We start from the raw sequence: 18,836 nt of genomic DNA, 5'->3' as shown, positions 1-18,836 counted from the left end.
AGAAAATATACATTTTAAGAAATAGTTCTTAAGTTTGAAAACAACAAACAGTTTGCTATCAAAAATCAGTATTCAATATCTGCTTTTAAAACACTTATTATTGCTTTAACGTTAAGTCTTTTAGGTTTCTTTGTAATCCCAAAATTATCGGTACGATTAAACCCTAGTGCTTCATTACCTTCTATATCGATAAACTACAATTGGAATAATGCATCACCATATGCTTTAGAAAGAGAAGTTACCAGTATTTTAGAAGGTGGTTTTAGTACTGTAAAAGGTCTCATAAAGCTTTCCTCTAAATCGTCAAAAGGAAGAGGAAGTATCTCTTTAGAATTTGACAAATATACTAACATTGATCATGTACGATTTGAAATAGCAACTATCATTCGTCAACTATATAAAAAGTTACCAGAACGTGTTAGTTACCCTACTTTAACTGTAAATAAACCTAATGATGATGAACATCAACGTGCTTTTTTAAGCTATAGTATAAATGGGAATGAATCTCCTTTTATTATTCAGGAAATTGTAAAAAATCAGATAGAACCTATTATTGGAGCTATAGATGGTATTGATAAAACTAAAGTGTTTGGAGCTCAACCAAAAGAGTTTGTGGTTACCTATAACGCTGATCTGTTAAAACAATTAAAAATAAACAAAGATGATATTGTTTCGGCCTTACAAAAACAGTTTTCTAAGGAAAGTTTAGGGGACACATTTTATAATGATCAATATATTACGTTAGCAATTAATTCTAAAAACAAAATAGATTGGCACATTCCTGTTAAAAAAGTAGAAAACCGTCTTGTTTATTTAAATGATATTTCTTCTGTCAGGGAATTAGAACAAGAAACACAAAGTTATTTTAGAATAAATGGTAAAAACTCAATTACATTATCGATTTATGCTACAAAAAATGCCAATACACTTGTTTTGGCTAAACAAATAGCCGAAAACATTCAAGAAATTCAACCTAAGCTCCCTAATAATTTTTCGATTATACAATCATATAACGCAACTGAATATTTAGCTAAAGAATTAGATAAAATTTATCAAAGGTCTGCTTATACAGTTGCAATTTTATTATTGTTTATTCTTGTAGTAAGTGCCAGTTTTAGGTATTTTCTGGTTACTATATTAAGTTTACTCTTTAATTTAGGAATAGCTTTTTTACTTTATTTTATTTTTAAAGTAGAAATTCAATTATACTCATTAGCAGGAATTACTATTTCTTTAGGATTAATTGTTGACAATAGTATTGTTATGATTGATCATATTAAAAAGCAAGGAAATACTAAAATATTTACTCCAATTTTAGCATCAACTTTAACAACAGTAGGAGCCTTGTCAATTATCTATTTTTTAGACGATAAGTACAAATTAAATTTGATTGATTTCGCTTTAGTCATAATCATCAATTTAAGTGTTTCATTATTTGTGGCGTTGTTTTTAATTACAGCATTATTAGATAAAATCCCATTAAAAAACAAAGAAGTTAAAAGACCATTATTACAAATTCAACAAAATTTTTACACATTTTACAATCGTATCCTTATAATATTATTACGATTTAAAAAGTTAGCAATACTAGGAGTTATTTTGCTCTTTGGTGTTCCTTTTTTTATGTTACCTCAAAAATTTGAAAACAATAATACCTTTCTTGAAAAATCCTATAACTCAACCCTAGGTAATGAATGGTATAGAGAAAATGTAAGGCCATATATTGACAAATATTTAGGTGGTAGTTTTCGATTATTTAATTATTATGTATTTGAAAACGCTTATTATAATCGTAATAAAGAGACTAAGTTATATGTAGGTGCTTCAATGGAAAAAGGAGCTACTGTTCATCAAATGAACGAGGCTTTTTTGGTAATTGAAAACTATTTACAACAGTTTCCTGAAATAAAACAGTATACGAGCACTGTTTATAGTGGAGATTATGCGAGAATTGAAATTACCTTTAAAGAAGCATATGAAAAAGGTGCTTTCCCTTTTATGCTAAAAGCTAGATTAGTGAGAAAAGCGTTAGATTTAGGAGGAATTGATTGGAATATTTCAGGAGTTGGTAATGGATTTAGTAATGGAAGCGGCAGTAATGAGCCTATTAATTTTACGGTTGAAGCAAAAGGTTATAATTACGATATTTTAAATAGTTGGGCTGATACTTTGAAGGTTGCGTTAGAAACTCATCCAAGAATTCAAAAAGTACTCATAAAAGAAAATTCTTACTGGTCAAGAAAGCCTTCATATGAATATCGATTTAGTTTAGACAAAGAACAACTCACACTTCGTAATAGTAACCCTTCAAGAATTTTTAAAGAATTACAAACATTAACACTTTCAAAAAATTCAGATGTTTCATTGAATGTAGATGGAACATATACACCGGTGCGTTTAGAATCTTCTGAATCAAAACAGTTTGATCTTTGGAAGATTACAAATGCTCCATTAGACAGCTTAAATAAACCTATTGTTTTAAAAAATATTGCCAAAATAAAAAAGGAAAGAGAAGAAGAAAATATTTATAAAGAAAATCAAGAATATATTCGTTTAATCCAATTTCAATATACTGGTTCTTATAAATTTGGCTCAAAGTTTTTAAATAAAAAACTAGATGAGTTAAGAGAAAAATTACCTTTGGGCTATCGTTTTGAAAATTCTCAAAGAAAATGGTTTTTAAACGGTGATAAAAACAATAATTATTTCTATTTACTTCTTCTGGTTTTTATTATTATCTACTTTATCTGCGCTATATTATTTGAAAGTTTAAAACAACCTTTTATTATTTTAAGTGTTATTCCTATTTCTTTTATTGGAGTGTTCTTAACCTTTTACTTATTTAGTTTCAATTTTGACCAAGGCGGATTGGCTAGTTTTGTTTTATTAAGTGGAATCACCGTAAATGCATCTATCTTCATTATTAACGGTTTTAATAAATTAAAAAAAGAATACTCCAATCAAAACTATATTCATTTATACCTTGAAGCATTCAGGCAAAAAATCTTCCCAATCACTCTAACTATTATTTCAACAATTTTAGGGTTTATCCCTTTTGTAAAAGACGGACAAAATGAAGTGTTTTGGTTTGCCTTAGGAGCTGGTACAATTGGAGGATTATTTTTTTCTATGATAGGAATTTTAATTTACCTGCCTCTTTTTACTTTAAAACAAAAAAGATGTTTAAATAATTAAAATACTCTTATCATTTTTCCCTGTATATAATCTTCTGGAACAAAACCATAACTACGAGAATCAATAGAATCATGTCTATTATCTCCAAGCATGAAATAATAATCTTTCGTAAACGTATAAAACTCTTGTGGGTAACTTTCTAGATCTATATTTTCAAATTTTGAAATTATAGATTCATAAATTTCTTTGTTTTCTTTTGTTAATTCAATTTTAAATCCTTTATGGGGAACTATCAAACTTCCGTAATTATCAATTGACCAAATTTCTTGTTTATTTCTAGGGAAAAGGAAATAACTAAAATCTGGCTCTTTTCTTATATTCTTTATAAAAATTGATTTATCTTTTAAAGAAGATTCTCTAAACTCTTTCTCTGAAAAGTTTTTAATTATTGTTACATTTTTAACTTCGTTACCAATATAATCAAATGAAAAACTGTCTCTATTTGGTAATTCTTTATTATTTATTATAACTATACCATTTTGGATTTCTAATGTATCACTTGGCATTCCAATAATTCTTTTAATAAAAAATTTATCTGAGTCATCAACTGCTTTAAAAACAACAATATCTTCTCTTTTGAATTCTTCCAATCCTTTTAAGCTGTGATATAGATCAAATTCATTACTTGGAGCTTGAAACAAACTACCCACAACGGGTATATTTCTTAAATGTTTAGGTAATTTAACTCCATAAGAAAACTTATTTACTACAACATAATCATCTGGAAACAAAGTACGTTCCATTGACTTTGAAGGCACAAAATACAGATCAATAAAAAAAGTTCTGATGAAAATCGATATAACGATAGGAAGTATAAAAAAGTAACTTAATTTCAGAATTTTATATATATCCTTTGAAACTAATTGTTCAAGTTTTGTTACCGAATAACATGTAGTAAAACTTTCAATAATTATGATTAGAAGAATTGAAGTAATTATAAGTTTGGTCCAAAGGAAAAAACAAATAACCATAACAAAACCTGAACAAAATAAAATCTTTTTCATATCGTAAAAATACACTTTTATGAAAAAAGTAAATTTTAACTACAACCACAATTGGTATCACAGCCATTTTTACTTTTTGGCTTGAAAAAAAACTTTTTAGCCAAAAATAAAACTGCTAAAGCTACTATTGTATAAGTTATGATTTGCTGTACCATATTATGATAAAAATTGATAGACTAATGTTGCCGATGAATAAGCAATTACTCCCATCGCTACTAACTGAATAATCGGCCATTTCCAGCTTTTTGTTTCTCGTTTTACAATGGCTAATGTTGCCATACATTGCATTGCAAAAACATAAAAAATTAATAAGGACATTCCTGTTGCGAAATCAAATCGTTTTCCACCAGTTTCAGGATTTACCTCGGCTTCCATTCTTTCCTTAATGGTTCCTTCATCTTCTACACCTTCGATACTATAAATAGTCGCCAATGTTCCTACAAATACTTCACGTGCAGCAAATGATGCAATTAAACCAATTCCTAGTTTCCAATCGTAACCCATTGGTTTTACAACTGGCTCAATAGTTTTACCCGCAATTCCAATAAAAGATTTCTCCATTTTTACTGAAGCAATTCGTTGTTCTAACTCTTGCTCTGATAAATTTTGAGAAGCTAATTCAGTTTTTACTTTTTCTTCAACTTCGTAATATGAAGATGGACCGTGAGTTGCTAAAAACCATAAAATTATTGAGATTGAAAGAATAATTTTACCCGCATCAAAAACAAAACTCTTCGTTTTTTCTACAACAGACAATAATACATTTTTCATCGATGGAAGTTTATAATCTGGCATCTCTATCACGAATAAAGATTTACTCTTTATTTTCAATACTTTATGCAAAACAAAAGCAGCAGCTAATGCAGCAGTAAATCCTAATGCATATAAACCCAATAATGTTAATCCTTGTAAATTAAAAAGGCCCAAAACTTTTTGATCAGGAATAATAATCGCAATTAAAATCGCATAAACTGGTAACCTTGCGGCACAAGTAGTAAATGGTGTTACTAAAATCGTAATCAATCTTTCTTTCCAACTGGTAATAGTTCTTGTTGCCATAACTGCTGGAATAGCACACGCAGTTCCTGAAATTAATGGAATAATACTTTTACCACTCATTCCAAATCGTCGCATAATTTTATCCATTAAAAATACAACACGACTCATATATCCTGATTCTTCCATAATTGCGATTAAGAAAAATAAAATAGCAATCTGTGGAATAAAAATTACAACACCTCCAATACCAGGAATTACTCCATCAGTTAAGAGATCAGTAAACATACCTTCTGGTAATTTCCCTTTAAGTATTTCCGAAAGACTTCCGAATGAACCATCAATAAAATCCATTGGAATAGAAGACCATTCAAAAATAGATTGAAAAACTAAAGCTAAAATTCCTAAAAAGATAAAGTATCCAAAAAACTTATGTGTGAAAACTCTGTCTAATCTACTGCGTAAATCTTTCGCTTTTGTTCGATCTAAAACGTATGATTTTTTAAGAATTTCATTAATTCTTTGATATCTATAGATTGTTTCTTTCTGCTGATATTTTTTTAGTTTAGGAATATCGTCTAAAAAGCTCGATAAATCGTCTTTAGAATTTTCAAGGAATGATTTCTGTGTTACAGATAACCATAACTGATATAATGATGAATTTGAATTTACCTTTTGTAGTTCTGAGAAGTATTCTGGATCAATTTTATTTGCTACGGTAGAAAAATTAGATACTGGAGATAATGACGAATAATTTGCCAATTCAGTTTTTAAATCGCTGACTCCAATATTCTTTTTTGCTGAAATTAAAACTACTTTAGTTCCTAACTCTTTCTCTAACTGACCAATGTCTATGGAAATTCCTTTTTTCTCCATTTCATCAACCATGTTTATAGCTAAAACAGTAGGAATACCTAAATCCTGAATTTGTGTAAATAAAAGTAAGTTACGTTTCAAATTCTCTACATCAGCAACCACTAAAATTACATCAAGAAAGTTTTTCCCTTCAGAATTATTTAAAACCTTTAAAACAATACTTTCATCTAAAGAAGTAGGATTAATACTGTAGGTTCCAGGTAAATCTGTAATTACAGCTTTAACCTCAGATGTTAAATTACAAGATCCTTGCTTTTTATCAACTGTAATACCAGGATAATTTCCAACCTTTTGGTTTAATCCTGTTAACCTATTAAACAAAGATGTTTTTCCTGTATTAGGGTTTCCAATCAGTGCTATTTGAATACTATCTTTCGCCATCTTTTATTTCTAGGTTCATCAGTTTAATTTTAGAAGCCATTTCTTTTCGTATTGCTAAATGACTGCCATTTACCAATATGTACATTGGGTCGTTTAAAGGCGCTATTTGAAGCAATGTAACTTCAACTCCAGGTAAGCAACCCATTTCTAATAATTTTAAAGGAATAGAATGTTGGTTATCCTCAGAAATAATTCCTGATTCTCCAATTTTTAAAGATGCAATAGTACTCAAAGAAATGATTTTTAATCGCCTAAATTCTGTGTATCCAGAACGTATTGCGAAATGCAAAGATACTAAATTAGAACCATTCTAAAGAAGTGGTTTTTCTCTCTTAACATAAATAGTATATTTGCCTTATGACATTCGATAATATCATAGGTCAAGAACATATAAAAAAGCATTTATCGGCGTCTGCTGAAAACGGCAGAATTCCGCATGCTCAGTTATTTGTAGGTAAAGAAGGTTCAGGTACTTTAGCTGCTGCAGTTGCTTATGCTCAACTGTTGTTAACAAGCTCTTCTAACAACCCAGAAGCTTGCGCTCTTAAATGCAGTAAACTACAGCATCCTGATTTACATTTTGCTTTTCCAGTTACTACTACAGATTCAGTAAAAAAACACCCAACAAGCAACCTTTTTTTGGAGGAATGGAGGAACTTTATTTTTGATTCTCCTTATGGAAGTTTATTCGACTGGTTAAAAAGTATTGGTGTTGAAAATAAACAAGGACAGATTGGTGTTGATGAAGCAGAAGATATTGTCAAAAAACTTTCTCTAAAATCATACGAAGGTGGTTTTAAAGTAATGATTATTTGGATGGCGGAAAAAATGAATATCGCTGCATCCAATAAACTACTTAAACTGATAGAAGAACCACCGTCAAAAACTATATTTCTTTTAGTTACAGAAGACGAAGGAAAAATTATAAATACGATCAAATCTCGTTGTCAAGCATTACACTTTCCATCTTTAAGTGAAAACGACATTGTCAATGAACTTTTAAGAACTCAAGAAATTTCTGCTAACGAAGCCAATAGAATTGCACAACAAAGTGAAGGAAACTACAACAAAGCTCTTCATTTATTGCATAATGATTCTAATGACTTGGTTTTCGAAGAATGGTTCATTACTTGGATTCGAAGTGCATTTAAAGCAAAAGGAAATGCAGCTGTTATTCAAGATTTAATTCAGTGGAGTGAAGCAATCGCTAAAAGCGGAAGAGAAACCCAAAAACAATTTATTCAATATTGTTTACACTTTTTCAGACAAGCCTTATTATTAAATTACGGTACTCCTGATTTGGTTTATTTAACTCCACAAACGTCTAACTTTAAATTAGAGAAATTCGCTCCTTTTATTCATAGCGGAAATATACTTTCCATTGAAAAGGAATTAAACGACGCTCAATATCATATCGAAAGAAATGGTAATGCTAAAATTATTTTATTAGATCTATCTATAAAACTTACGAGATTACTACACACCAAAGAACAAAAAGTCAATACCTGATGATAAAATCACACTTTTTTTCAGCAATTGTAATTGTTGGACTAATTTTTGCTGCTTGTAAACAAGAAAAAAATAAAAGTGAGGAATCTGAGACTCCTCAAAAAGAAGTTCAAGAAAAGTCATTAAACACATACATGGTTGGTACTTGGGAAACATCTTATATAAAAATAGAATATCCGACTTATCAGAAAGCGGATAGTTCCTTTGTTTTTGAAGACGATTTCAGCAAGCCTAATACCGGACGAGCACAATCTGAATATAAAAATGATGGAACTTTTACTGCTTGGTTTAAACAGCCTGATGGTAGTAAAGTCGGAGAAACTGGAGGAAACTGGAAAACAAAAGGAGATAGTTTATATGTTGATTATGCCTATTTAGGAAAACAAGTACAAGCTTGGTATGCCATCACAACAACTGAAGAAGGATTTACTGGTAAAGTAATTTACGATTGGGATGATGATAAAGAGTTTGATGATATATTAATTATGAAATCTAAAAAACTTAAATAATCATTGTTCAATCTTAACAACATTTCGCTTCGTATTCGGATATTTATTTCCATGATTTTATTGGTGCTTTTAGCATCTATCTTAATTGCTAGTGTAACCATTTATCAATACGATGAACAAACCAAAGATTACAACATTCACCGTTTCGGAAGAAAAGAAACCGCAACAACACACAATATTGATATTGAGTTAAAAAGGAAAACTACGTATCCTGTAAACACTCAAAATTTATCGAAAATTTTTCAAGATCGTATTTATGAAATAGCAGATATTCATAAGCTTACCATTTCTATGTACGATATGAATGGAAATCCTTTAAAATCATCAATTCCTTATGATTTTGAGAAGGTAAAAGAAGTTCCACTTTCAGATGAAATCATCAACGAACTTGCTAATAATTCTAATCACAGAATTTTAAAAACTATTGACAAACAAAACATTTCTCTTTTGTCATCCTACTCGTACATCAACGATCTTCGATATAAAAGAATTGGAATTCTTGAACTTAAAATGGTTCAAGACAATGAAGAGCAAAAAGATGAGTTAAGAGAGTTTATGAGTAGGCTTTTACTGGTTTACATTTTAATGTTCATTGCAGCAATTGCTCTTGCATATTTTTTGTCAAGTTATATTACGCGTTCGATTCAAACTATTTCTAATAAAATCAAGGAAACTCGTTTAAACAAGCAAAACGAGAAAATCACCTTGAATGTGGCTAGCTCTGAAATTAATTCTCTGGTTGATGCGTATAACAATATGATTGATCAATTGGAAGATAGTGCAGTTAAACTTGCGCAAAGTGAGCGTGAACAAGCTTGGCGAGAAATGGCAAAACAAGTGGCTCATGAAATTAAGAATCCACTGACTCCAATGCGACTTACGGTTCAAAGTTTCTTAAGAAAGTTCGATCCTACAGATGAAAATATTAGAGAAAAAATAGCAGAGTATAGTGAAACTTTAATTCAGCAAATAGACGTGATGAGTTCTATTGCATCAGCCTTTTCAGACTTTGCTAAAATGCCGACTCAACGAAAAGAAAACATTGATGTTATTGATGTTGTGAAACATGCATTAGATATTTTTAATGAAGACTTCATTCATTATATTCCTGAAGAACAGGAATTGTATGCACATTTAGATAAAACACAACTGATAAGGATTATGACAAACTTGGTTAAAAATGCAACTCAAGCCATGAAACCAGACGAAGCAAATCCGAAAATAGAAGTAAAAGTAACTTCAAAAGATAATCATGTTGTGATTAAAGTATCTGATAATGGAAAAGGAATTTCTGAAGAAAATAAAGAGTTAATCTTTGAACCAAAATTCACAACTAAAACTAGTGGAATGGGACTTGGATTACCTATGATTAAAAACATTATAGAAGCCTATAATGGAACAATAACTTTTTCATCAACTTATGGTATAGGAACAGTATTTACTGTAACTTTACCCAAAACTTAACTTATGACCTTTGAAAACATACTTGTAGCAGTAGAAGATAATTTAGCTAAAGTTACAATTAATAGACCTAAGAAGCTTAATGCTCTTAATAAAAGTACAATTGAAGAATTACATGAAGCTTTTAAAAGTCTTGAAGAAAATAAAGACGTAAAAGTTATTTTGTTAACTGGTAGCGGAGAAAAAGCTTTTGTTGCTGGTGCAGATATTTCTGAGTTTGCTCATTTTTCTGTTGAGGAAGGAGGGAAATTAGCTGCAAAAGGGCAAGAATTATTATTCGATTTTGTAGAAAATTTATCAACTCCAGTTATTGCAATGGTTAACGGTTTTGCATTAGGTGGTGGTTTAGAATTAGCAATGTCTTGTCATTTTAGAATTGCCTCAGATAATGCAAAAATGGGATTACCTGAAACTTCATTAGGTGTAATTCCTGGTTATGGTGGAACTCAAAGACTTCCTCAACTAATAGGAAAAGGAAAAGCTATGGAGTTAATTATGACTGCTGGAATGATTTCTGCAGATGAAGCTAAAAGTTATGGATTAGTGAACTACGTTGTTCCTCAAGATGAGTTACAAGGATTAGGAGAAAAATTAGCGAGCAAAATCACTAAGAATTCTTCCGTAGCCATTGGTAAAGCAATTAAAGCTGTTAACGACGGATTTAAAGACGGAATTAACGGTTATCAATCTGAAGTACAACAGTTCGGAGCTTGTTTTGGAACTGAAGATTTTAAAGAAGGTACTACCGCATTTTTAGAAAAAAGGAAAGCAGATTTTCCTAACAAATAAAAAATACAGGCTTGCATTGCGCAAGCCTTTTTTTATAGATTTCTCACTAATTCTGTTATTTTATTGCCAGTACGCTCAAAAAAAATATAAAAAAACGACAAAAATGTATGAATGGTCGTTTTTTTTGTATAAATTGCGTAAAATATATATTTGTTGTAAATATGCTTAAGGCGATAATTGTTGACGATGAAGACAAGGCTATAAAAAGCCTGTCTTGGGAGCTTTCTAATTTCAATGATGAAGTAGAAATTGTAAATACTTTTTCGAACCCCGAAAAAGCTTTAGAATTTATTGATAATAATAGTATTGACTGTCTTTTCTTAGATATTGAAATGCCAACTATGGATGGATTTCAATTTATAGAAAAACTACCAAGAAAAGATTTCGCTATTGTGATTACTACTGCATATAACGAGTATGCCATTGAAGCTTTAAAGAAAGAAGCCATTGATTATCTCCTTAAACCGGTTGATACCGATGATTTAGAACAATGCTTAAAAAAGATTACAAAGTTTACACAAAGAATAGCTCAAGTTGATACCGACGAAAAGTTTGAAAAAATACTTTTTAATTTCAACCAACGCTTATCAAAAAAGAAAATTATTATTAATGCAGATGGTAAGCTTATCTTTTTAAAACCAGAAGAAATAGTGTGCGTTGAATCAGATGGAAACTACAGTTCAATTCACACCATTGAAGCAAAAAAAATAGTAGTAACCAAAAAACTAAAAGAAGTTAATGGTTTACTTCCAGAAGATATGTTTTTTAGAATTCATAATTCCTACATCATCAACCTAGATAAAGTAAAAGAATACTACAAAACTGACGGATATGTAATCTTGGAAATGAACCACAAAATTCCTGTTTCTAGACAGAAGAAAACAGAGTTCCTCGATAAATTTTAAAATGAGTAAAAAAAGTTTTTTATTTTTTCTCCTCCTACTTCCTTTCTTAATCTTTTCGCAAGGTAAAGAGAAAGATAGCGCTCGAATTCAATCTATTCGAGAATTGGTAAAGGAAAAATCGAAAGACTATTTTCAACTTGATTCACTTTTATACAGTTCTAGCAATAACAACGAATTTTTTACCAAAAACCAAAATCTCCAATTATTTGAGCTTAGCCTAAAAAACAACTATTTGATTGGTCAAATATCTGCTAAAAATAATCTTGGTAGAATTTTACGTAAAGAATCAAAATATAACGAATCTGTTAAATATCATAAAGAGGCTCTAGATTTAGCCAAAAAATCTGGGCAAATTGAAATCGAAGCGTTTACATTAAACTTATTAGGTGCTTGTCATAGAAGATATGATGATGTTAGAAATGCTCTAGACTGTCATCAAGCCGCACTTACAATTTCCAAAAGAAATAAAAATCAAACAGAAAGGAATACAAAGAATATTAGTATCTCAATAAATAGTATTGGTAACATTTACCTTTCTCTACAACAATATAATTTAGCATTAAACGAATTTGAAAAGTCTCTTGAAATCTCAAAAAACTTAGATAACAAAATTGGAGTTGCTATCAACTATGAAAATATAGGTTTCGCTCAAGAAAACTTATTACTTTTTGATGACGCTATTAAAAATTATAAAGAATCTTTAAAGGTAAACGAAGAACTAAAGTCTACCAGAGGAAAAGTTATTTGCTACAATAATTTGAGTAGTGTTTATCGAAAAAAAGGTAATAGTAAAATGGCTTTGAAGTTTATTGAAGAGATCTATCCATTAGCTAAGAAGTACAACAATAACTATTATTTAGCACGAACTTTAGGAAATTATGGAGCAGCTTTACTTCATAATGATCAACTTACTGAGGCTGAAGTAAAGTTAAAAGAAGGTCTTGAATTGTCTCGTAAGTTTAGATTTAGAAAAAGTCAAATTTCTTGTGCAGAATCTTTAGCTAAACTTTATGAAAAGCAAGAAAATTATTCAATGGCATTTGATTATTTCAAAAAGGCAGTTGAAATCGAAAAAAGTACTTTTGGTCAGAAGAATATTTCATACGTTAACAACTTAATTTCTAAGCACGATTTACAAACAAAGATTAATGAAATCGCGTATTTAGAAACACAATCGGAAATAGAGTCTCTACAATTTTATAGAAACAGAAATATTTTAATCATTACCCTTATTACAATTGCGTTGTTAAGTATAGCTTTATATTCTATTTATCGTCAGCGTTTATTAAACAATGATCGTAAAATATTACTCTTAGAGCAACAAGCATTACAAACTCAAATGAATCCTCATTTCATTTTTAATGCATTAAACTCGATCAAATTATACATTATTAACAACGAGCAGAAGCAAGCTGTTTATTACTTGAATAAATTCTCAAAGTTAATTCGTAATATTCTTGATGTATCAAAAATCAAAGAGGTTAGTTTAAAAGAAGAACTAGCTACTATGGATTTATATATGAGTATTGAAAATATTCGTTTTTCCAATGAAATCAATTATCAGGTAGATATTAATCCTGATATGAATACGGACACTATTAAAGTTCCGCCATTAATTCTTCAACCCTTTTTAGAGAATGCCTTATGGCATGGACTTTCTTCGAAAAAAAGCGATAAACAAATAAAGCTTACTGCCAATAAAGTATCCGATACTGTTGTTGAAGTTAATATTATTGATAACGGAATTGGTAGAAATGCAGCAGCAAAAATTAAAGAAGGTAAATCGTTAAAAAGAAAATCTGTTGGAATCGATTTAACCAAAGAGCGATTAAAAACATTTTCTGAAGATTATGATGATGAATTCTCATTAACTTATCATGATCTTACTAATGAAGATGGTTCTCCTGCTGGAACTAAAGTTTCTTTACGTTTTCCTTTTGCTTAAAAATCAAATTGCAATTGTACCCAAATCGGATCTTTCTTTTCCGTATCTAAATTACTTAATGAAATTCCTAAAAGACGAACAGAATTTTTCAAATGATCTTGCATAAGTAAATCTTTAATTAACGGATAAAACTCTTCTTTCTTTTGTAAATAATTACCAACTGTTTTACTGCGAGTTTGCTGTGTAAAATCGCTATACTTTATTTTTAAAGTTACCGTCTTACCTTTCGTTTTTGAATGCATCATTCTTCGTTCCAATTCTTCAGCAATAAGTTCCAGTTTTTTTAGCATATAAATTTCTGAAGATAAGTTCTCATTAAATGTACGTTCTGCGGCAATCGATTTTCTTACCCGATCTGGTTTTACTTCGCTATTATGAATTCCACGAACAATATTATAATAATGCTTACCCGATTTACCAAAAAGTGAAACCAAATCCTCGAGTGATCGATTTTTTAAATCTAAACCATTAAATATTCCATGATTGTGCATTTTGGCAGCAGTAACTTTACCAACGCCATAAAACTTACCCACAGGAAGTTCCTCTAAAAAATCTAAAACCTCATTTGGTTTAATCGTTTTCTGTCCATTTGGTTTATTGATATCAGAAGCTACTTTAGCTATAAATTTATTAATAGAAATTCCCGCAGAAGCTCTTAATTCCAGTTCCTCCCAAATTCGATCTCTAATTTCTTGTGCGATTAAACTTGCAGACGGATTTCCCTTTTTATTTTCGGTAACATCTAAATAGGCTTCATCTAATGATAAAGGCTCTACCAAATCTGTATAATCGTAGAATATTTCTCTAATTTTTGAAGAAATTTCCTTGTACCGAGCGTAACGAGGTTTAACAAATATTAAATGCGGACATTTCTTTTTGGCCAAAACTCCACTCATAGCAGATTTAACACCAAACTTTCTAGCTTCATAACTTGCTGCAGAAACCACACCTCTTACTTCACTTCCACCAACAGCAACAGGTTTCCCTCTTAGTTCAGGATTATCAAGTTGTTCAACAGATGCATAAAATGCATCCATATCAACATGAATAATTTTGCGATATGGCGGTTGCAGTTCCACACTATAAAATTAAAAAAAGCGCTCGAAAGAGCGCTCTTATTTATGCATTACAAGTGTTACCTTTTTGAAATTTTAACTTTTCAGACCTTCCTTTTTTGAAAATCTTATTACTCGCATGTTTTCCTTTACGTAAAGCTTTTTGTTCTTCATAAGGTAAATGAATTATTTCTTGACATTCAGTTGAGCAAGTATTTTCCATCTTCTCAGCACATTCGTCACATTGAATAAATAATAGGTGACAACCTTCATTTGCACAATTCGTATGTGTATCACAAGGTTTTCCACATTGGTGACAATTAGAAACTACATCGTCAGAAATTCGTTCCGCTCTTCTATGATCAAATACGAAGTTCTTTCCAATAAACTTATTCTCAATTCCTTCTTCCTTTACCTGACGTGTATATTCAATAATTCCTCCTTCAAGTTGGAATACATTTTTAAATCCTTTATGCTTGTAATAAGCTGAAGCTTTTTCACAACGGATTCCTCCAGTACAATACATTAAAAGGTTTTTATCTTCTTTATGCTCTTTTAAATCTTCTTCAATAATATCTAAAGAATCTCTAAACGTATCAACATCTGGAGTAACGGCTCCTTTAAAATGACCTATTTCACTTTCATAATGATTACGCATATCCACACAAACCGTATTAGGATCGGCTAACATAGCATTAAACTCTTTTGCAGATAAATGAACACCTTTGTTTGTTACATCAAAAGTATCATCATTTAAACCATCAGCAACAATCTTATTTCTAACTTTAACTTTAAGTTTTAAGAAAGACTTATTGTTTTGCTCTACAGCCACATTCAAACGAATGTCTTTTAGGAAAGAAATACTATCTAATTGATCTTTTAAGGCTAAAAAGTTTTCAGATGGAACAGAAATTTGAGCATTAATTCCTTCGTAAGAAACATAAGTTCTACCAAGAACATCAAGTTTGTTCCATTCAATAAATAATTTATCTCTAAAAAGTTGTGGATTTTCTATCTTATAATATTGATAGAATGAAATAGTAATACGGTCTTTACCCGCTTCGTCAATTAATTTAGCGCGTTCTTCTGCGCTTAACTTGTTGTACAGTTGCATGCTATACATTTTTAAGTTAAACAATATTTTAAGCCGCAAAGGTAATTTTTTAGTTTTTTAATTGCAAAGTAACAATTTGTTAAAAATTAAACATTTTGTGAAATTTTTATAAATTAAAGATGGCCGCGCAATTTTTTTTCTTGAAATTTGTAGTACGAAATAAGTACTAATAAATTAAAAATAAGCATATTTTGTTATGAGAGTAGCTGTAGTAGGAGCAACTGGAATGGTAGGCAACGTGATGTTACAAGTTTTAAAAGAGCGTAATTTTCAGATCAGCGAGCTATTTTTAGTAGCTTCAGAAAGATCAGTAGGTAAAGAAATTCCTTTTAATGGAAAAACATATTCTGTAATTGGTTTACAAGATGCTGTAAACTTAAAACCGGATATCGCATTGTTTTCTGCAGGAGGAAGTACCTCTCTTGAATGGGCTCCAAAATTTGCTGAAGTAGGAACAACGGTTATTGATAATTCTTCAGCTTGGAGAATGAATCCTGATAATAAGTTAATTGTTCCTGAAATTAACGCTTCAGAATTGACTGAAAACGATAAGATTATTGCTAATCCTAATTGTTCTACAATTCAGATGGTAATGGCATTAGCTCCACTTCACTCAAAATACAACATGAAAAGATTGGTTATTTCAACATACCAGTCAATTACGGGTACCGGAGTAAAAGCAGTTCAACAATTAGAAAATGAAGTAAATGGAGTGGAAGGAGAAAGTGCTTATCCACACCCAATCCACAAAAATGCTTTACCACATTGTGATGTTTTTGAAGAAGCAGGATATACTAAAGAAGAATTAAAATTAACAAGAGAAACTCACAAAATACTTAACGATCCAAGTATTGGAATTACAGCAACTGCAGTAAGAATTCCTGTTGTAGGAGGACACTCAGAATCTGTAAATATTGAGTTTGATAACGATTTTACCTTAGAAGACGTTCGAAAACTATTATCTGAAACTCCTGGAGTGGTTGTTCAAGACGATATTGAAAACAATGAATACCCAATGCCTTTAAACGCTCACGGAAAAGATGAAGTATTCGTTGGTCGTATTCGTAGAGATTTATCTCAACCGAATTCTTTAAACTTATGGATTGTTTCAGACAACTTAAGAAAAGGAGCTGCAACTAACGCTGTTCAAATTGCGGAATATTTAGCATCTAAGAACTTAATTAAAAGTCCTACCTTATCTGTATAAGGTACATTGTTTATAAATTGAAAATCCTGCTTTACAGCGGGATTTTTTATTTTTGTGTATGAATGAATCTCAAATTATAGAAAACACAAAAAAGTTTGTAAAAACTACATTAAAAAATGCTGAAGGAGGTCATGATTACTTCCATATTGAAAGAGTTTATAAGAATGCAATCGCTATTTCAAAAGACGAACAAAATGCAAACGAATTTATCGTTTCGTTAGGTGCTTTACTTCATGACATTGCAGATAGTAAATTTCATAATGGTGATGAAACTATTGGACCGAAAGTTGCTACTGAATTTCTTGAAAGTCAAAAAGTAGATATATCCGTAATTGAACATGTTCAAAAAATCATTGAAAACATTTCTTTCAAAGGAGGAAACTTTCAACAACAATTTAAATCCCTTGAACTGGATATAATTCAAGATGCAGATCGATTAGATGCTATTGGTGCAATTGGTGTTGCTCGTTGTTTTAATTATGGTGGATTTAAAAACAGAGCTTTATACGATCCTGAGATTAAACCTAATCTTAATATGACTAAGGAAGAGTATAAAAAATCGAAAGCACCCACAATTAATCATTTTTACGAGAAACTTCTTCTATTGAAAGACAGAATGAATACCTCTTCAGGAAAACGAATTGCTGAACAACGCCATTTGTTCATGGAACAATTCTTATCTCAGTTTTTTGGAGAATGGGAAGGCAAACTTTAAAATTTTAACACAAAGCCTTAACATATGCTAAGAATATCTTAAGAAATTATTACTTAATTTGTATTTGTACAGCGAAAGTAAAGCTTTTGTTAACTAAAATTGAAACCCTATATTTAATAATCCCTTATACACAAAAAAACGCTCAATGTAATATTGAGCGTTTTTTTTATTCTATATAATCAGTTATTTCTTAAGCCTCAAAAGGAACTATAGAAACATATGATCTGTTATCTCTTTTCTTTTGGAATTGTACAACTCCATCTACTTTAGCATGTAAAGTATGGTCCTTACCCATATATACGTTTTCACCTGGGTAATGTTGAGTTCCTCTTTGACGAACAATAATATTTCCTGCGATAGCAGCTTGTCCTCCAAAAATTTTAACTCCTAATCGTTTCGATTCCGATTCACGACCGTTCTTCGAACTACCGACACCTTTCTTATGAGCCATCTTTTATAGTTTTTTAAAGGTTAATTATTTACTTAATACTTCGATTAATTCTGCCTTCTTTAAAGAAGTGTAACCAGAAATTCCTCTTTCTTTAGCTAAAGCTTTTAATTCAGCAACAGTCATTGAACTTAAATCATTAGACTCTGCTTTTACTTCTTTAGCTGGAGCTTCTGTTTTAGCCTCAGCTTTTGCCTTCTTTGGTTCAGCTTTTTTAGCAGCTTTAACACCTGAAGCAGCAATACTTTCGATTTGAATTTCACTTAAGAATTGACGGTGACCATTTTTCTTTCTGTATCCTTTTCTTCTTTTCTTCTTGAAAACGATAACCTTGTCTCCTTTTAAGTGACCTAAAATCTTTGCAGTTACTCCTGCACCTTCTATAGCTGGGGCGCCAATAGTTACATTACCTTTGTCTTCAATTAACATTACCTTGTCAAAAGTTACTTTAGAACCTTCTGCTTCTGGTAAACGGTGAACGTATACTTTTTGGTCTTTTGCTACTTTAAACTGCTGCCCTGCTATCTCTACGATTGCGTACATACTAATTTGTTTTGCGTTTATACTTTAATTATATACAGCATTTTAACTAAAATGCGGGTGCAAATATACGTTTTTTTACTGTAAAACAACCTTTTAAGCGCAAAATAATTCTGAAGATAAGAAATTCTTATTTTTGAAGAAATATTTTTTCTTGTTACAACACTTTTTCTGTAACAAAACGTAC

The 18,836-nt window shown here is 30.5% G+C and carries 16 protein-coding genes; 9 read left to right on the top strand and 7 right to left on the bottom strand.

What is annotated here, in order from left to right; all coding sequences use genetic code 11:
* The first annotated feature begins 21 nt into the window (after positions 1-21).
* On the top strand, positions 22-3,195 hold the full coding sequence (locus ABNT61_RS12635) for an efflux RND transporter permease subunit (RefSeq protein WP_348745680.1): 3,174 nt from the start codon (positions 22-24) through the stop codon (positions 3,193-3,195).
* Here the strand turns inward: ABNT61_RS12635 and lepB are convergent.
* The 3 genes from lepB to ABNT61_RS12615 all read right to left on the bottom strand — a co-directional run bounded on the left by lepB (position 3,192) and on the right by ABNT61_RS12615 (position 6,684).
* Complete coding sequence (gene lepB / locus ABNT61_RS12630; protein WP_348745679.1) at positions 3,192-4,166, bottom strand: signal peptidase I; 975 nt, start codon at positions 4,164-4,166, stop codon at positions 3,192-3,194. The two genes, ABNT61_RS12635 and lepB, sit on opposite strands and share 4 nt — an antisense overlap.
* A 189-nt stretch (positions 4,167-4,355) precedes the next feature.
* Positions 4,356-6,452: a ferrous iron transport protein B gene (gene feoB / locus ABNT61_RS12620; RefSeq protein ID WP_348743486.1), complete on the bottom strand. Its 2,097-nt coding sequence runs from the start codon at positions 6,450-6,452 to the stop codon at positions 4,356-4,358.
* Entirely contained in the window at positions 6,439-6,684 is a 246-nt protein-coding gene (locus tag ABNT61_RS12615) for a FeoA family protein (RefSeq protein WP_348741158.1), read from the bottom strand. The genes feoB and ABNT61_RS12615 overlap by 14 nt, the downstream gene beginning before the upstream one ends.
* A gap of 125 nt (positions 6,685-6,809) precedes the next feature.
* Here ABNT61_RS12615 and ABNT61_RS12610 point away from each other — a divergent pair, with 125 nt between their 5' ends.
* The 6 genes from ABNT61_RS12610 to ABNT61_RS12585 all read left to right on the top strand — a co-directional run bounded on the left by ABNT61_RS12610 (position 6,810) and on the right by ABNT61_RS12585 (position 13,570).
* Positions 6,810-7,961 (top strand): DNA polymerase III subunit delta', encoded by a 1,152-nt coding sequence (locus ABNT61_RS12610; protein ID WP_348743485.1) that lies wholly within the window; start codon positions 6,810-6,812, stop codon positions 7,959-7,961.
* Complete coding sequence (locus tag ABNT61_RS12605) at positions 7,961-8,470, top strand: hypothetical protein (RefSeq protein WP_348710609.1); 510 nt, start codon at positions 7,961-7,963, stop codon at positions 8,468-8,470. The genes ABNT61_RS12610 and ABNT61_RS12605 overlap by 1 nt, the downstream gene beginning before the upstream one ends.
* A 51-nt stretch (positions 8,471-8,521) precedes the next feature.
* Positions 8,522-9,934, top strand: a complete 1,413-nt coding sequence (locus tag ABNT61_RS12600; protein WP_348743484.1) for a sensor histidine kinase — start codon at positions 8,522-8,524, stop codon at positions 9,932-9,934.
* A gap of 3 nt (positions 9,935-9,937) precedes the next feature.
* Positions 9,938-10,720 carry an enoyl-CoA hydratase/isomerase family protein gene (locus ABNT61_RS12595; RefSeq protein WP_348743483.1) on the top strand — a complete coding sequence of 261 codons (783 nt, stop codon included), beginning with the start codon at positions 9,938-9,940 and terminating at the stop codon, positions 10,718-10,720.
* 161 nt (positions 10,721-10,881) lie between these two features.
* Complete coding sequence (locus ABNT61_RS12590; protein ID WP_348710613.1) at positions 10,882-11,625, top strand: LytTR family DNA-binding domain-containing protein; 744 nt, start codon at positions 10,882-10,884, stop codon at positions 11,623-11,625.
* A 1-nt stretch (position 11,626) separates the two neighbouring features.
* Entirely contained in the window at positions 11,627-13,570 is a 1,944-nt protein-coding gene (locus tag ABNT61_RS12585; protein WP_348743482.1) for a tetratricopeptide repeat protein, read from the top strand.
* On the opposite strand, the gene dinB is transcribed toward ABNT61_RS12585, so the two are convergent.
* Positions 13,567-14,649, bottom strand: a complete 1,083-nt coding sequence (dinB, locus tag ABNT61_RS12580; RefSeq protein ID WP_348743481.1) for a DNA polymerase IV — start codon at positions 14,647-14,649, stop codon at positions 13,567-13,569. The genes ABNT61_RS12585 and dinB overlap by 4 nt on opposite strands.
* Before the next feature lie 40 nt (positions 14,650-14,689).
* On the bottom strand, positions 14,690-15,739 hold the full coding sequence (locus tag ABNT61_RS12575; RefSeq protein WP_348743480.1) for a rhodanese-related sulfurtransferase: 1,050 nt from the start codon (positions 15,737-15,739) through the stop codon (positions 14,690-14,692).
* Between the two features lie 196 nt (positions 15,740-15,935).
* Here ABNT61_RS12575 and ABNT61_RS12570 point away from each other — a divergent pair, with 196 nt between their 5' ends.
* Entirely contained in the window at positions 15,936-16,946 is a 1,011-nt protein-coding gene (locus ABNT61_RS12570; RefSeq protein WP_348743479.1) for an aspartate-semialdehyde dehydrogenase, read from the top strand.
* A 58-nt stretch (positions 16,947-17,004) separates the two neighbouring features.
* Positions 17,005-17,661 (top strand): HD domain-containing protein, encoded by a 657-nt coding sequence (locus tag ABNT61_RS12565; protein ID WP_348743478.1) that lies wholly within the window; start codon positions 17,005-17,007, stop codon positions 17,659-17,661.
* Between the two features lie 190 nt (positions 17,662-17,851).
* Here ABNT61_RS12565 and rpmA read toward each other — a convergent pair whose 3' ends face one another.
* Both rpmA and rplU read right to left on the bottom strand, forming a co-directional pair.
* The gene (rpmA, locus tag ABNT61_RS12560; protein ID WP_348710623.1) at positions 17,852-18,112 is read right to left on the bottom strand and encodes a 50S ribosomal protein L27; all 261 of its coding nucleotides are present in this window, start codon (positions 18,110-18,112) and stop codon (positions 17,852-17,854) included.
* Between the two features lie 24 nt (positions 18,113-18,136).
* The gene (gene rplU / locus ABNT61_RS12555) at positions 18,137-18,652 is read right to left on the bottom strand and encodes a 50S ribosomal protein L21 (RefSeq protein ID WP_348743477.1); all 516 of its coding nucleotides are present in this window, start codon (positions 18,650-18,652) and stop codon (positions 18,137-18,139) included.
* Between the last annotated feature and the right edge of the window lie 184 nt (positions 18,653-18,836).

Origin of the sequence: Tenacibaculum sp. 190524A05c (genome assembly GCF_964036595.1) — a bacterium.
In the GTDB taxonomy this organism is placed as follows: domain Bacteria; phylum Bacteroidota; class Bacteroidia; order Flavobacteriales; family Flavobacteriaceae; genus Polaribacter; species Polaribacter platacis.
The sequence above is the reverse complement of the archived record's forward strand: the minus strand, read 5'-3'. Positions and strand labels throughout refer to the sequence as shown.

Coding starts and splice junctions, on each gene's coding strand:
- lepB (WP_348745679.1), bottom strand. CDS start 4,166: ATGGTTATTTGTTTTTTCCTTTGGACCAAACTTATAATTACTTCAATT.
- feoB (WP_348743486.1), bottom strand. CDS start 6,452: ATGGCGAAAGATAGTATTCAAATAGCACTGATTGGAAACCCTAATACA.
- ABNT61_RS12610 (WP_348743485.1), top strand. CDS start 6,810: ATGACATTCGATAATATCATAGGTCAAGAACATATAAAAAAGCATTTA.
- ABNT61_RS12605 (WP_348710609.1), top strand. CDS start 7,961: ATGATAAAATCACACTTTTTTTCAGCAATTGTAATTGTTGGACTAATT.
- ABNT61_RS12600 (WP_348743484.1), top strand. CDS start 8,522: ATGATTTTATTGGTGCTTTTAGCATCTATCTTAATTGCTAGTGTAACC.
- ABNT61_RS12595 (WP_348743483.1), top strand. CDS start 9,938: ATGACCTTTGAAAACATACTTGTAGCAGTAGAAGATAATTTAGCTAAA.
- ABNT61_RS12590 (WP_348710613.1), top strand. CDS start 10,882: ATGCTTAAGGCGATAATTGTTGACGATGAAGACAAGGCTATAAAAAGC.
- ABNT61_RS12585 (WP_348743482.1), top strand. CDS start 11,627: ATGAGTAAAAAAAGTTTTTTATTTTTTCTCCTCCTACTTCCTTTCTTA.
- ABNT61_RS12575 (WP_348743480.1), bottom strand. CDS start 15,739: ATGCAACTGTACAACAAGTTAAGCGCAGAAGAACGCGCTAAATTAATT.
- ABNT61_RS12570 (WP_348743479.1), top strand. CDS start 15,936: ATGAGAGTAGCTGTAGTAGGAGCAACTGGAATGGTAGGCAACGTGATG.
- ABNT61_RS12565 (WP_348743478.1), top strand. CDS start 17,005: ATGAATGAATCTCAAATTATAGAAAACACAAAAAAGTTTGTAAAAACT.
- rpmA (WP_348710623.1), bottom strand. CDS start 18,112: ATGGCTCATAAGAAAGGTGTCGGTAGTTCGAAGAACGGTCGTGAATCG.
- rplU (WP_348743477.1), bottom strand. CDS start 18,652: ATGTACGCAATCGTAGAGATAGCAGGGCAGCAGTTTAAAGTAGCAAAA.